The 14,964-nt window shown below is 38.0% G+C and carries 17 protein-coding genes; 12 read left to right on the forward strand and 5 right to left on the reverse strand.

The window, feature by feature from the left end; genetic code table 11:
* Nucleotides 1-104: 104 nt before the first annotated feature.
* From HII17_RS00465 to HII17_RS00480, 4 genes are all read right to left on the reverse strand, one after another.
* A complete protein-coding gene (locus HII17_RS00465) occupies nucleotides 105-1,421 on the reverse strand; it encodes a sensor domain-containing diguanylate cyclase (RefSeq protein WP_169073369.1) in 1,317 nt (438 codons plus the stop codon).
* Nucleotides 1,422-1,497: 76 nt separating this feature from the next.
* Nucleotides 1,498-2,055, reverse strand: coding sequence for a class GN sortase (locus tag HII17_RS00470; RefSeq protein WP_169073370.1), 558 nt, complete (start codon nucleotides 2,053-2,055; stop codon nucleotides 1,498-1,500).
* The gene (locus HII17_RS00475; protein ID WP_169073371.1) at nucleotides 2,048-4,168 is read right to left on the reverse strand and encodes a marine proteobacterial sortase target protein; all 2,121 of its coding nucleotides are present in this window, start codon (nucleotides 4,166-4,168) and stop codon (nucleotides 2,048-2,050) included. Before HII17_RS00475 ends, HII17_RS00470 begins: the two co-directional genes overlap by 8 nt.
* A gap of 143 nt (nucleotides 4,169-4,311) precedes the next feature.
* The gene (locus HII17_RS00480) at nucleotides 4,312-5,145 is read right to left on the reverse strand and encodes a LytTR family DNA-binding domain-containing protein (RefSeq protein ID WP_169073372.1); all 834 of its coding nucleotides are present in this window, start codon (nucleotides 5,143-5,145) and stop codon (nucleotides 4,312-4,314) included.
* A 146-nt stretch (nucleotides 5,146-5,291) separates the two neighbouring features.
* On the opposite strand from HII17_RS00480, the gene HII17_RS00485 reads away from it, so the two are divergent.
* Together HII17_RS00485 and HII17_RS00490 are read left to right on the forward strand one after the other, a co-directional pair.
* Entirely contained in the window at nucleotides 5,292-5,756 is a 465-nt protein-coding gene (locus HII17_RS00485) for a DUF2141 domain-containing protein (RefSeq protein WP_211185202.1), read from the forward strand.
* 40 nt (nucleotides 5,757-5,796) lie between these two features.
* Entirely contained in the window at nucleotides 5,797-7,323 is a 1,527-nt protein-coding gene (locus HII17_RS00490; RefSeq protein WP_169073373.1) for a carotenoid oxygenase family protein, read from the forward strand.
* A 6-nt stretch (nucleotides 7,324-7,329) separates the two neighbouring features.
* Here HII17_RS00490 and HII17_RS00495 read toward each other — a convergent pair whose 3' ends face one another.
* Nucleotides 7,330-8,289 carry an integron integrase gene (locus tag HII17_RS00495; protein ID WP_169073374.1) on the reverse strand — a complete coding sequence of 320 codons (960 nt, stop codon included), beginning with the start codon at nucleotides 8,287-8,289 and terminating at the stop codon, nucleotides 7,330-7,332.
* 238 nt (nucleotides 8,290-8,527) lie between these two features.
* Here HII17_RS00495 and HII17_RS00500 point away from each other — a divergent pair, with 238 nt between their 5' ends.
* From HII17_RS00500 to HII17_RS00545, 10 genes are all read left to right on the forward strand, one after another.
* A complete protein-coding gene (locus HII17_RS00500) occupies nucleotides 8,528-8,932 on the forward strand; it encodes a hypothetical protein (protein WP_169073375.1) in 405 nt (134 codons plus the stop codon).
* A 106-nt stretch (nucleotides 8,933-9,038) separates the two neighbouring features.
* Complete coding sequence (locus HII17_RS00505; RefSeq protein WP_169073376.1) at nucleotides 9,039-9,386, forward strand: hypothetical protein; 348 nt, start codon at nucleotides 9,039-9,041, stop codon at nucleotides 9,384-9,386.
* Between the two features lie 146 nt (nucleotides 9,387-9,532).
* Nucleotides 9,533-9,928, forward strand: coding sequence for an SMI1/KNR4 family protein (locus HII17_RS00510; RefSeq protein ID WP_169073377.1), 396 nt, complete (start codon nucleotides 9,533-9,535; stop codon nucleotides 9,926-9,928).
* 575 nt (nucleotides 9,929-10,503) lie between these two features.
* Nucleotides 10,504-10,893, forward strand: coding sequence for a hypothetical protein (locus HII17_RS00515; protein WP_169073378.1), 390 nt, complete (start codon nucleotides 10,504-10,506; stop codon nucleotides 10,891-10,893).
* A gap of 153 nt (nucleotides 10,894-11,046) precedes the next feature.
* Nucleotides 11,047-11,487: a DUF3592 domain-containing protein gene (locus HII17_RS19365; protein WP_456243349.1), complete on the forward strand. Its 441-nt coding sequence runs from the start codon at nucleotides 11,047-11,049 to the stop codon at nucleotides 11,485-11,487.
* Between the two features lie 56 nt (nucleotides 11,488-11,543).
* On the forward strand, nucleotides 11,544-12,101 hold the full coding sequence (locus HII17_RS00525; protein WP_169073380.1) for a winged helix-turn-helix domain-containing protein: 558 nt from the start codon (nucleotides 11,544-11,546) through the stop codon (nucleotides 12,099-12,101).
* Nucleotides 12,102-12,207: 106 nt separating this feature from the next.
* Nucleotides 12,208-12,549: a hypothetical protein gene (locus HII17_RS00530; RefSeq protein ID WP_169073381.1), complete on the forward strand. Its 342-nt coding sequence runs from the start codon at nucleotides 12,208-12,210 to the stop codon at nucleotides 12,547-12,549.
* Nucleotides 12,550-13,137: 588 nt separating this feature from the next.
* On the forward strand, nucleotides 13,138-13,500 hold the full coding sequence (locus HII17_RS00535) for a hypothetical protein (protein WP_169073382.1): 363 nt from the start codon (nucleotides 13,138-13,140) through the stop codon (nucleotides 13,498-13,500).
* A gap of 101 nt (nucleotides 13,501-13,601) precedes the next feature.
* Nucleotides 13,602-14,054 (forward strand): hypothetical protein, encoded by a 453-nt coding sequence (locus HII17_RS00540; protein ID WP_169073383.1) that lies wholly within the window; start codon nucleotides 13,602-13,604, stop codon nucleotides 14,052-14,054.
* Between the two features lie 128 nt (nucleotides 14,055-14,182).
* Nucleotides 14,183-14,884: a hypothetical protein gene (locus HII17_RS00545; RefSeq protein ID WP_169073384.1), complete on the forward strand. Its 702-nt coding sequence runs from the start codon at nucleotides 14,183-14,185 to the stop codon at nucleotides 14,882-14,884.
* The last annotated feature ends 80 nt before the right edge of the window (nucleotides 14,885-14,964 follow it).

Raw genomic sequence — 14,964 nt, forward strand, 5'->3', positions numbered from 1 at the left:
CTTAATATCACTAAAAAACTTTCGCTACTTCGCAATAAAATAGTCGAAAGATGATTGTTCTGAATTTAAAAAGGATGTTTATAGGACAGGTGGCAAGGCCGAGATTAATAACACACCTGATTTCGACCAGCGTTTTTCGCTTTATATAACGCTTTGTCTGCACGTTCGACAATATCGAAAACATTGTCATTAACTTGATACTGTGAGACGCCAGCGCTTACTGTTTGGATACGGTTAGTCGGAAAGGTTGTTGCCGCTATTTCAGATTGTATTTTATTAGCAAGTTTAACCCCGCCTTCAAGATCCGTTTCAGGGCAAAGTATTAGAAACTCTTCTCCACCCCAACGTGCTGCGATATCCGTTTTCCTAATACTCTTTAGAATAACGTCGGCTATTTGCTTTAATACCTTATCACCAGCATTATGTCCCAACTGGTCGTTCACTTCTTTGAAGTTGTCAGCATCGAGAATAATCACGCAAAACTCTTTGTGATAACGATTAGTACGTCTTAACTCTACATTAATTTCTTCTGATAATTTAAAGCGATTATAGAGCCCTGTTAAGTGATCTGTTACTGCACGCTCTTCTTGCTGAAGCCGATTAGCAATCTCTTCTTGAACTTGCTTTTCTAATTCTAACTTTAATTCTGAAAGCTCAGTTACATCAGTCGAGAACCCGATATAGCTGGTCATTTCTCCATTTTCGTCAAACAGAGGGATTTTGGTCGACCAATAGTAACGTTTCTCGCCTGTAGGCGTAATAAAGTGCTCTTCACCGACTTGCTTTTGTTGTGTCGAAAAGACTTCTTCGTCCATTTTCGTAAAGTCTTGGCTACTCTCCGGAAACAGCTCAGAATGACTTTGCCCCAAAATTTCCTCTTCTGATAAACCAAATATTTCCGCTGTTTTACTGTTTATATATTGAAAACGAAAGTCTCGATCTTTCTTATAAACAAACGCATCAATATTCGACAAAATAGAATCAAGCATTGCATTACTATTTTGCAGTTTAATCTCCATTTCTTTGCGTTCAGTAATGTCTGTTGAAACACCAAACATACCGACAATCTCGCCAGCATCGTTCCTAAGTGGTTTTTTCACTGTCATAAAATAAAGTGCTTCACCAGTCTCAGCAATTATATTGCGTTCTTCTGCTTCAATCGTCTCACCAAGATCGAGCACTTTTCTATCATTACGTTTTATGTCATCTGAGTGTTCTAAAGAAAAAAAGTGACTATCATCCAAGCCAATAATTTTTTCCAATGGCTGATTAAATAGTTGGCAAACCAGTTCATTAGCATAAGTATAATTGCCCGCTAAATCTTTTATAAAGACGTAAGCACCAATATGGTCAAGCACAGAGCGCATTGCCACTAATTGGTTTTGTAAGTCTTCACCATCTAAATTTAATCGATTTGCCATATATCGAAGTTGGCCTTTTGTTAACTATTAGTAACTTCACAGTAACAAAGTCATTCTTTTAAATATAGCCTACTTTTCACGTTAATCGCCGCGCTTTTATTACATAGCGTTGTTCACTCTCTCCACCAGCGTCATTAAACGGATAGCAAGTGATTAACACTAAGCTTTCTTCCTCAACGGTTAACTGCTCGTTTGTACTTGCATCAACAATGTCTATTGCTTCAACAATGTAGAGTTGGCCTCGGCCATCTTTGTCAGTTAATGAAATAATGTCTTCCATATACACCTCCGACAGAAAAGAAAAGTGGCTATCACGATGGCCAGCAACAACAAACGGAAGTGAAATGTTGGGTCGATTAAACGGTGCAACAGCACTGGCAGAAAAAGCAAGCGAGGTTGCATCGCCGCCGTTTAGCACCACCATGTCTTTTTGAATACGTTCAAAACTAAGTGCTGCGATGGCGTGGGTGTCTGCCCACGGCCAAGGTTTTAACGGCTTACCAGTTAATTGAAATTGTTGCCAGCTATGGTGAATTAATTGCTGAGATAACCAAGCTTTAGCCGGGATCCATAGCGCATGTATGGCAAAAACCAAAGCCAGCATCGATGTAGCGAACATCACATGTTTAACCATGCTTTCGCCCCAAATAAACAATAACTAGCCGACTAATCAATAACACCAATATGCTAATTAATAACTGTTGTTGCCAACCAAGTGCTGTTTTTGGCATAGCTACAGACAAGCTCTCGCTTATTTGCGCCATCTTGCTTTTCGATGCATTATTCGCAGCAAATAAAGACCTTGTTGCAGGTGCCTGCTCCAATGCGATAAAGCTGGTATAGGGCGAGATAATTTGATGAGCGATAGAGGTGTTAATCACCTGCTCTTTTACTAATTTGGGCTCTGCACCTGCGACCAAACTATCCATCAAATCTTCTATTTTCTGACGAGCCCACAGGGTTGAAACAGAATTTGCTGTGTTATTTTCATCGATAATCAATTGGCGGTACCAAGCTACATTTGCCATATCACCGAGTACTTGCACGCTATTAATCGGAATTTTCGACTTCACTACGACTTGCAATGGCTTACCATGATATAAATCGGGTATCTGCTTAGGATAAATATCGAGTTGGTCGTGCACCTGCTTATCAAACATCAACTGAACATTCGTCACTGCAGGCTGGCTTATTCTATCCATTAATAGTGCAATAGCCTCTTTTACTTGTCTGGTGTCTTGAATGAACACATAACTACCACGGCCAAACTGTGCCGCTTTCTTCATAAAGTAGCCATTGGGTGCAGCACCAATGCCGACGGTAAACAGGCGGTAATTCCCTTTGCCATTGTTAAGTAATTTCATCAATTCAAATTCATTTGCCACTGCCCCGTCGGTAATAAATACAATTTGCCTAATTGCCTTTTCAACTTGGTCGCTAGCTGTCGACATCATCAGAGCTTGACTTAACGGTCGATACATTTCAGTGCCGCCATCAGCCGTTAAGCGTTCAATAAAGTGTTTTGCGCGATTGATACTGGCATCGGATACCATTTCGGTTTGACTAAATAATTGTTCACTTGCACTATCAAAAGCGATGACATTGAAGCTATCTTTGCTCGTTAACAATTGGAGCGCTTGTTTTAAACTGGCTTTGGCTTGAGCGATTGATTGCCCTTGCATTGAGCCCGATGTATCAATAACGAAAATAATGTCGCGAGCCAATTCATTGTGACGAACACTATTGTCGGTAGATTGGGGCGGAAATAACGTTAATAGCGTGTAGTAATCATTATTCACTTGCTCAGTGAAATTAGCGACTTGAGGTAAGTGACTGTCGCTTAGTTGCCAATTTAAAACAAAGCTACGATCGGCTATCGCTTGTTGTTTATCTAAACGAATTAAAAATTGGCTATTTGATGAATCGAGGGCACTTGTTTTGATTGCATGGCTGTCACTACTCACTAAGGTGATTGGTAAACCAGCGTTAAGATTTATATTAATAGACGCTTGGCTTTTTGCTAGCGCTTTAGCCAATGGTGGTAGCAATTCTGTATCTAGTTCTGCAGGCGATTTTTGGTAACTTGTCGGCACATAACGTTGGGTCATCGCCAGTGGCAAATTCAAACCAAATTTCCCTTGTTCATAACTAATAGGGGTAATGAATTTTATTGTTACCACGACCGCAGAGTTTGCTGGAATATTTGCGATATTATTGGTAAATAAGTTTGGTCGTTGTTGTTGAACCAGGCTTGCCTTTTTACCCGCCCTTTTCGCTTTTTGGTACGCGACTTTTGCCGCCTTTTTCTCCATGATTTTTCCTTCAATTACCCTGTCACCGATTTCGACCTTTAAATAATTTACAGCGGCGTTTTCAGGCAAAGGAAATTGATACCTTCCTTCCAAGCTTAACGAGTGTGGATTTAAAAACACTTGCTTAAGCTCGGTATAGGCGATTAAGCCATTTATTTCGACATTTGCCTCCATATCGACAGGAACTGCCATACGCATTTCCGGATTGGGGTGATTAAACGATAGCTGAGGTCCATGTTGATAAGGGTTATTTCCAACATGTTTTACGCTAGACTCAGCGTTAACCTTGTTAACTAGAAATAGTGGTAAAGCGACAAATAGCAACAATAAAATAACAACAAGTAGTTTTATTTTTCGCTTTTTTTGCCGTTGTTTTTGGTAAAAATATGAACCTTGATAGTCCAATAATTGTAGATTTTTCTTAGTATTAATCACGAGTTGCTCCAATCTCCATGCGGTATGGACAATTGAAGCAAAACAATTAGGGATTTAATGGGCAGGAAAAAGGCAATCTAATGATTAAAAGTGGCGAAAATATGACGTTGATTATGGCTTCCGATATGGCTAACGAAATGCCGCTAAGTTAACCCCGCATTTTTTACCGCCTCAAGGTATGTTCTAGAAACAGGTACAGAGACTTCATTGCTTAGCTGCAACACAACTTTTCGATTCTCCTTGGTAACTGACGTTACCGCTTCTGTTGCAACCCACCAAGAGCGATGTGTTTGCAAACCTGGATAATCAGTTAATTGGGTCAACGCGTCTTTAAAGCGCATTAAAATTAAATGATGACCTTTGTCTGTATACACTTTCAGGTAATGATCCGACATCTCTAAACACAATAATTCACCGCGTTTTTCCACGGGTAATTGCTGCATGATCTTATCAGCTCCTGCTTTTTCAGTGGTTGTAAGCAGTTGTTGATGCGCTTCTAATTGCTCACTCGATTCAGACAACTGTTGCTGCTGAGCCTTGATATAGTCGCGCACCATACTTATAAAGGTGATTACACCACCTATAACGACAGCTTTAGGAAATACCGCGAAAAACTGCTTAGAAAATTGAATAGGTTGTGAAAAAAACAACCAAGTAATAACCGGAACGGCAAAGCTCATTAACACACTGGCTAGCAGTGCTGAAACTGCGACTCGATGCCAATGAGTGGTGACGATATTTCCTAATGTTAAATTGCCAAAATATACCATTGGCGTAAAAATAAAATAGCCAACCATGCAGGTAAATACCCAATATGAAATAGACAACCATACCGGTAATCTATCCATACCAAATGGCGCCAAAAAGCCAATAAAACAGCCAACAGCCAGTGCTACCAATAAATCATTACTTAATTTCTTTTTAGTAAACAACGGCTCTACCGCTTGATTTTCTTGAGGTAATTCACGATTCGCCAAATGCACAACGCCCTTTTCAGTTCAATTTACGAAGAATTTGCTACCACTAACGTAAAGTCGGTTGTTGGTAACCTTTTCACTATTTTATCGTTTGTTGCAAGCAAGGCAAACCGCCAATTACATAAACTGATTTAAAGGACATAAAAATGAAAGCACAAACACTAAAATGCCAGTTAATTAAAATAATTGTGTTGAGTTTAATTCTATCGTCGATGGCCGACAGAGTATTAGCAAAAGAGATTAGTTTCCAAATACAGGGAATTAATCAAAATGTTAGCGACAGTCAAACTAAGCTCTATGTGCAACTGTTTAAAGGACAAGAAAACTACCAACAAGGTAAACCTGCGGCGGCGACTATCGTTAGCGCAAAAGCCGAAAAAGTGACAGTGACCTTTAACGACATTGAAACAGGTGAATACGCGTTGCGCTTTTTTCATGACGAAAACAACAATGGCCAACTAGAAACCAACTTATTCGGCCTACCTACCGAAGGCTATGGTTTTTCCAATAATGCCAAACCCAATTTTGGCCCAGTGAGCTATGACGAGATTAAATTTCAAGTTACCGAAAATGAAGAAAAAGTGGTTAACACAACAAGCGTTATTTACTAATTAGCTTTACCAATTAACACGACTAAGCGGGAGCTATTTCATGCAACGACGTCACTTACTTAAATCTATGGCTGCACTAAGCGTAACAAGCACTTTGCCTGTAACCAGCATTGCAAAAAGTTTAACCAAACAAGCAAGCGCAACAAGTGCTATTAATGTTAAACAACAATTTAACCAAGCATTGGCAAACGAGCCAAGTTTAATTGGCTTTGCCAATATTGATACCAACTTTGAACGACAAACCTTAGCCATTGAAGGACAAATACCCAAAGATTTAACTGGCTGTTTCTATCGCAATGGCCCAGGCAAACACGAGCGTGGTGAAATTCGTTATAAACACCTATTTGAAGGTGATGGCATGATACAGCGTTTTGATATAAATAACGGGCAAATTCAGCACCAAGGTAAATTTATTCAAACGCCTAAGTTTACCCGTGATCAAGCGGCTGGAAAATTTTTGTATTCTGGCCCCGATACCAAAATAACCAATGCGTTACCGGTGTCTAGCAGCGACATGGTTAATACCGCTAACACCAATATTATTCCGGTAGGTGACGACCTATGGGCATTATGGGAAGCTGGCTCTGCCAGCCAACTTGACGGTGAAACACTGGCTTTTAAACAACATGTCGATTTAGGCAACGGCAGCAAATATGGGAAGTCGTTAAAAGGGTTACCGTTTTCTGCTCATCCTAAAATTGACCCAAACGGCGATATTTGGAACTTTGGTTTAAATGGTAGCGGCCACATTGTGCTATATCATTTAACGCCTAAAGGACAAATTAATAATGTCGGTATTGTAAATGCCGAATACCGAGGCGGAATGTTGCACGACTTTCTCATTACCGAAAAGCATATACTGCTCATTTTGCCTTCATTAGTGGCCAACCATAATATTAAAGGCTATTTTGCTCGCACCCAATTTGATAAAAACCAAGCCATGCAAGTATTGGTGGTAGACAAAAATACCCTTACATTACAAAAGCGCTACGAACTGCCACCAGGCTTTGCATTTCATTTTGGTAACGCATGGATAGAGCAAGATGGTACTATTGGCTTTGACGCCAGTTTATATGACGATATTCAAGTGTTGCATGACTTAAGTGGCGTTATGCACGGCAAAATGCGCAATGCTAACGCCCGCAGCAAAACGACATTTTTCATGCTAAAACCTAATGGCACGACCGAACAATACAGTATTGACAGCTACAGCGAATTCCCAAGGATTTGCAACCACCTAACAGGCCTTAAAAATCGTTACCTTTATCATTTATCAGCTAAAACCGATAGCTTGTGGAGCGATAGCGTGGCCTGCATTGATACCCAAACAGGGAAAGAAGCTGTGTATGAGTTTGGCCGCGATTTTTTAGTTGAAGAGCACATACCCGTTTGCCCTAAAGGCATTGAAGGCACGGGTTATGTTATTGGTACCGCATTACATGTACCCAGCAAACGAACATGTCTGAACATTTTTGACGCTAGCAACGTAGCATCAGGACCCATCGCCCGCGCTTGGCTGCCTTACCATTTACCGTTGGGTTTTCATGGTAACTTTAATCCTGCATAAACCAAGTTAGTGGTTTAAATCTGACAACGGACTACGCACGCCATTTGCACCATGTTGAATAACATGCGTATAAATTTGTGTAGTTCGTACATCGCTATGCCCTAATTGTTCCTGCACTGTACGAATATCAGCACCGCGCAGCAATAAATGCGTAGCAAAACAATGCCTAAAGGTATGGCATGTGATTTGTTTGTCTATCGCCGCCTTTTCTTTTGCTTTTTTTACTGCCTTTCTAAGACATGTGCGATCAATATGATGTCGCCGAAGTACTTTTACTTTTGGATCAAGGCTTAGCCTGCTAGATGGAAAGAGAAAGTGCCAACCAAAATCAAAACTAGCTTCCGGATATTTCCTAGCAAGCGCAAAAGGCAAACTAACCCCTTTATAATTTGGGTTTCGCCTGTCTTGCTCAAATAACACTTTTGCCGCGCTAATTTGTAGCTTTAACGATCGAAATAGCTCTGGAGCCACAGTTACGCGCCGATGCTTAGAGCCTTTACCATTCCACACTTGAATAGCCGCATAATCAAAATCAATATCCTGTACCCTTAACCGCAACACTTCCATTAGCCGAAGGCCACTGCCATACATTAACTGGCAAGGAAGCAGATACGTATTATTTATATTATTCAGCAACTTAGACACTTCAATTTTTGTCATCACTACTGGCAACTTAGGTTGAGTTTTACTTTTCATAAACTGCATAGAAATGCTAAGCGGTTTGTTTAAAAGTTCTCTATACATAAGTACCAATGCATTTAAAGCAATAGCCTGTGTTTTCGGTGCAACGTTCATTTGATTTGCTAAATAAGTTAAGTAACACTCAACTTCTCTATTATGACATTTAGATGGGTGTTTTTTCCCAGTGAAAATAATAAAGCCTTTTATCCAATAGCAATATGAGTGCACAGTACTTAACGCATAATTTCTCGCAATTAATTGCTCCTTCACATAGTCCATAAACATTTATATTCCTCCAATTAAATACTGTATATTTATACAGCTTAGTTGTCATTAGGGAAAATGCAAGATACAAGGCAAATTGCCCCCTTTCCACAACGGAGAAAGGAGGCAAAATAAAATTAAGCTAGAGAATTTATAGGCTTAGTGCATAATAAGTATTAATAATTTTGTAGAAAGGAGGCAAAATGCACTGTTTAAACAAGGCAATTTGCCTTCTAATAAGCTGTTATAAAGCATCAATATGGATAGTGAATTAATTCTAGCTTCGGCATTTAGATTTGAGAAAGAAAGAGGTCAACTTGATTCATTTTTTGAATCTAGGTTGGAGGATTCCGGCTTATCTGACAAAACTGTAGAGGAAGTTGCAAAGCTGCTTACCTCTTATATTAAGTCACATATAACCTCTGAAACTGAACTCCTATCAAGCGCATTGTTTGCTCTTGGCAAATCTTATGATAGCTCTAATTCGAAGCTCTATATCGAAGTGATGAAAAATTCACAAAAAACGAATCCAGTTGCTTGCTACCAAGCTGCAATAGCTTTAGAAAATACTGGAGTGCTGGTTTTCCCAGAAGGTGCTGACGTTTCAAAACCAACAGACTTTTTACGTGACATTAATGCGTACTTGGGTGAACATGCTTTATAACAAGCTAATTAATAAGGACAAAAAACAGTTTGCTGTTTTCGTTCCTCAACATTTTAGCAAACAATTTTTTGCCCATTATTAGGGCGTTATGTTTTCACGAGTGGCCATGCAATACGCAACTTTGATCGAAGCCGATTTCTCTTTAACAGACTCCGAATATCCTACATTTGAAAAAAGTGGAGGTGAATTGACGCTAAAGTTTGAAGATAACATTGGCGAAAGAGTTGAGGTGTACTTCGGTGAAACCATTGCGTTCAACTGGCAAGAATGTATCCATCTACTAGAAAATGAGAAAGTCAATTCTTGCTACGTGATCGAAAACTCAGGTTGGTTACGCGATCATATTAATCAGAATATTATTTATGACGGTGAAGGTTATAATCATTACAAATTTAACTTTGGTGATTTGGGCCAATTGGAAGTATTAAGTATTGGATTTCAAAAGAAAACATAACAAGCGCATCAAGTAACGGGACACAAAACAGTTGGCTTGTTGCTCGTTCCTCGCTAAAGTTTAGCCAACAATTTTTTAGCCCCTTATGCGGGCGTTATATGCACAGAAGTCCGTTCAACTATTGAGCATTTAAAAGGAATTTTAAATTGGATTTTGAAATAATAGAAAGCAAGTTATCTATTTCACTCCCTGAATACTATAAATCAGCTATTTCTAATTACCCATTTAAAGCACTCGACAATTTAGACTTTGTTGAAGATAACTTGGTAAACGATGAAGAGTGGTTAATTCAAACAAATATTGAGCTAAGAGAGTGTTCATTCTTTGGCAATACTTGGCCAAGTCATTTTTTTGCTATTGGGCATGACGGGTTCGGAAATTTCACCTTTATAAATGTTAAAGAGTTTGATGAAACAATCTACTTTGCAGATCACGAAGAAGAGTTTGTGCCATCAGATATCGAAGATCTGGAACTTTGTAGTAGTATGAAAGAATACATTCAAGATTGCCTTGAAGAGCAAAAAGATGTTTTATCAGATTAATAATAAAAGTGCATATAACAAGCTACTTAAGCGGGACTTTTAACAGCTTGCTGTTTCGCTTACGCTCAAATTATAGCAAGCTGTAAAAAGCCCATTAGTAGGGCGTTATATGCCATTTGTAGTGCAGTAAAAATTCTGCCGCGAATAATTTATAGTAGTCGCGACAGATATATGTTTTATTTTTTTGAACGACGTAGCTTAATTAGTAGCATTGCAAGAATTAATAATTCTCTGCCACTAAAAGCTAATTCGATGGAAATATAAATATCCATGACAGCTCCTTCGTTAAAAAGGTTAAGCCAACTAAAGGCAGGAGTCTCTGTTTATGGATCTGTCTCTGAAGATCTAAGGTAAGGCGCTACTATTGGCCTTGATGCGAATAACCAATGGAATTGGCCGCGGTCTCTAATGGTTAAGTATTATACAGTAATGGTGATTTTAAGCACAAGCGTAATCAGCATATAACAAGCCAATAAAGTGATGGGACTGCTAAAGCTTGGCTCAGTTCCACTTCGCTACACAATTTTAGCCAAGCATTATCAGCCCCTTATTGGGGCGTTAGGTGTACTTATAGCATGGTGTCATTAATTCTAAATTTAGTTGCTCCAAAAGCTAAAGCAGAACTTAATTTTGAATTGAACAGTAGCTATGATGATTTCATTGATAATCTAGCAAAACGTCACAAGTTTTTGAGCAATAACGGTTCAATAGCCAAATTTAGAATCAAAGGTAATTTCTTTGCAGATTTGCGAGCTACAAAGGTTGTTATTGCTCAAAAAGCTAATCCAAAACACTATGCTAAAGTTGGTTTTGATTTAGAGATTCATTCATCAAATACTAAGCAGGTTTTACTAAAAGCCGAGGAACGAGTTATTTTCGGGTATTTTGAACTAAATGCTGTAAGCAAGGCTTTATCTTTAATGTTAGAAAATTTAGCTTTTAGTGTGGAGAAGAGTAGCACCTAACAAGTAACTTAAGCGGGACAAATAAAGCTTGGCTTTTGTCACTGCGTTCCAAATTATAGCCAAGCATTAATTTGCCCCTTAGTTGGGCGTTATATTTTTTCTTGAGCTATGCGAACTTTATCTAAAATATACGAGTTTTTACTTTTTCTGTTAATGCTAGCTTTCGGTTTTTTCTGGGCCGTACATTCTATATATGTAATTTATAGTTACTTGAATTCTTATGACTGGGTTGAAACGCCTTCACAAGTGGTTAGTGTTAACTTTGTTAGACACGATGATAGCCAAGGCAGACAAGACACATATGAAAGGAAGGTATCTTATAAATATAGCTATTTTGGGCAAGAGTTTTTATCAGATAGAGAATCCTTTGGGTTCGTACGCTTTTTTTCAGACCCTAACGAAAAATATGTGTCTAAACAGACAATTAATGTTTATGTAAATCCAAATAGCCCGAGTCAATCTGTTATTTATAGATTCAATGGGGCTACATTTTTAATGCAGCTATTGATAATGTTAATATCATTCGGCGGTGTTTATTTATTCAGACCAAAGTGGTTAAAAAATATAACAAGGCGCTCAAGCAAGGAATTTTAAAGTTTGGCGTTATGTGTTCATAAAGTTCAGTCTAATACTTTGAGAAGGGAAGCAAATTGAAAGTAAGTAACCCATTAACTATTATCGCAATATTCGCCGGTTTGGCTGAAGCATTGGCGACAGTTGCTCTAATTCAATTACCAGAGTCTATACAGTCAATATTCGTATATTTTGTAATGGCATTTCCAACTGGCATCGTTTTGTTATTTTTTGCCGTCTTATATTTTAAGAATACGGTTCTATACGCTCCGGGCGATTACGCAAATCAAGATCACTACTTAGAAGCAAACCAAGTGAAAGAAACTCTGAGCCAGAAGTTTGATGCAATCTTTTCTGAGATTAATAAATCAGGAGAAAGGCTTACAAAGGAAGAAATCGATAACGCAAAGAATAGTTTGAATAATTCGATTGACGAAAGTACTAATAATTCTCGAAAGGAACAAATTTTAGGTTTTCTTAGTGAAAGGTCGGCAACAGCAACTGAAATTAGTCAAAATCTGGGAATTCATCCAAACTACACTAGACGAATACTGCAATCATTATTAGATAATGAATTAGTCACAAAGAAAAAGCTTTCTGATCTAAGACCATATACGTGGTCATTGAACACATAACAAGCGCATTAAGTAACGGGACACAAAATAGTTGGCTTGTCGCTCGTTCCTCGCTAAAGTTTAGCCAACTATTTTTTAGCACCTTATGCGGGCGTTAGTAAGATAAATGAATAATCGAGAAATCATCACATTAATGCATAAATTATCTTGTCGCCATCTTGGACCAAGTGGTGATTGGGTTTCAGTATTTGATGATAACGATAGCCTAGATAAAACTAAGTTTAATCAGTTACTTTTTTCATCAATAAACTCTGATACTGTATTAATTTATTGTAACGAAAATAACTTAGCAGAATCGTCGCTTGAAGATGCTTATTCAATAGTCTCAGAATTTATTAAAATTGGTACTGTAAATTTAGCTGACCCAAGGTTTACGTCACAAGTTGAGGTAGACCCTATTGGAATTGGTGCTAAATATCTTACTAACAAGGCAATCAAGCAGGACTAAAAACAGTTAGCTGTTTTCGTTCCTCAACATTTTAGCAAACAATTTTTAGCCCCTTATTTGGGCGTTATGTACCAAGGATGAACTTGTGATGAAGGCACCTAAACTAGGAAAGTATTGTTCAATAGCGGCTTTCGCTGGAGCAGCCTGCCTTCTAATAGCAGTGTTTATATTCCTTCCTATTGCTTACTTTACCGATGTTGAGGCTATAGATACGATCGCTATTATGTTGTTGTTTTCAGGTGTTGCCCTATGCTTTCTGCATTATGGATTGGCTCTCGCAGTTAGATGTCCTAGTTGCCGTAAACTGTTAATGTTCTCTTGGTCAAAGCATATTCATAAGAATTCACCTTGTGAAAATGGAACTGAGGTAGCTTTCCATTGGTTCAAGGGGCAAGTTGTTTGTATTCACTGTGGTCAGACTATTGAGACAATTGGTACATAACAAGCCAATTAAGCGCGGGACTGCTAAAGCTTGGCTCAGTTTCGCTCCGCTACACAAGTTTAGCCAAGCATTTATCAGCCCCTTATTGGGGCGCTATATTTTTTAATCGTACCACTTGGTGCATATCAACCATTAAGGAAAATGAAATGAAAAAATTAGGAATTTTAGTTTTATCTTTGGCAGCCTTTGCCACATCAGTTGCTGAAACTTTAGAGTTAGATTTAAATCTGTTTCTAAACAATCAACTTGTTAAGTCTCAAGTTGTAAAAACAGAAGATGGTAAAATGCATACCGTTACAGCTGACGAAGTAATTAAATTTGATGTAACTCCTACATTAAATGACGATATCGTAACTTTAACTTCTGTCATGCATAAATATGAAAATGGTGCTTACAATAAGTTTCAAGAGCCTAAGTTAATGGTTAAGCTTGACGAGCCAGCAACTATAGAAGTAGGTACTGAAGGTGTTGCTGTCTACAAAATTCAAATTACAGCAAAAAAAATATAACAAGGCGCTTAAACGGAAAAATTACAGTTGGCTCGCGTTTCGCGCAGTTTAGCCAAACTGTATTTTTCCGCTTAGCTTAGCATTATATTTTTAGGAAACGTATGCGCAAAATTCTAGTTTTATTTATGTTATTTAGTCTTAATAGTTTTGCGTTCGAAAATGACCTATGGAAAATAAATGGTAAGTGGGATTGCTCACCTGAAGCAAATGGTGAAATGGCACTCATTAGTATTGTCGAATATCGTACTCAAGACATGAGCTTTACGCATAATGGTAAGGTTACATTTATACAAAAAGATGGAGTCGAATCCATTTTAGAATCTACTACTGTAGGTACTTTTCAAGTAGAGTCTCTTACAGTTAAAGAGCAGATAGAATCAATCGAAATAGCAATAATTAAAGATGAGACCGGTTTTCTTACAGGTGCAGAAGAAAGCCTGAGAAAAGCTATGTTAGCTTACACAGCGTCAACTATTACTAAGTCCATAAATGAAAATCGTTGGGTTCAAATTAATAGTGAAACTAACGAAATTACGGTGTGTAAAAAAATATAACAAGCTGTTCAAGCGGGACAAGATCACAAAAAACAGTTGGCTTTTTGTTCACTACGTTCACTTATTTTAGCCAACTATTTTTTGCCTGTTAATTGGGCGTTATGTGTTTCTCAAATAAGGAGCTTAATTTGAGTTTGATTGATAAAAGCCAAGCTGAAGGATTAGTGAATCGTATAATGCGAGGGTTTAAACATTCTGGAGATAATCATGAATTCTCTCAACTAGGGAATTATAAGAGAAAAAAACAAAGTAGAGAGCTAGTTAAATTATCCAAGCGAATTAATCAGTTATCATTTATCGAACAGCGCTACCAAGAAAGTGCAAAATGTGAAGTTATATATGGGGAATGGTCTCTTTCAGGAAAGAATACAGGCAGTTTAAGTGGACTTGAATATGACACGGTCGGTTTTGATCTAATTATTGATACTCCTGAAGGCCAGCGAGACAAATTCTTTTATTTACATCTATCCAAACACGCACTTGTTAGGCTAATTATGAGAAGTCATGTCGAGTTAAAAAACTCTACTCAATTGCGTAGTTTTTTAGATAGTATTTGCAAAAAACTTATATTATCTTGTTGCGCATTATGGAGTAAAAGCATCAAATCTCAAAAAGTAAAAAATGAAGGATATGTTTTGATAAATGATCTTTTTATACCTGTAGTTATGGAAACAGGTAAAAATATTCGCAACCAAGAAGCAAGAGTATTTACTATTAAGACTGTCATGCCGAAAGAGTATGATGGAGCAAAATCATCAATAAGTAATGAAATATCATTACCAATTAAAGGTAGTATTTTTGACTACACGGATATAATTCAAGCCAGCTAATAAAACACATAACAAGTCGTTCAAGCGGGACAATAGTCTTCCCCCGTTTTAGTGGACACGCTCCATGTGTTAATTTGCTG

Source organism: Thalassotalea algicola (assembly GCF_012932965.1).
GTDB lineage: Bacteria > Pseudomonadota > Gammaproteobacteria > Enterobacterales > Alteromonadaceae > Thalassotalea_F > Thalassotalea_F algicola.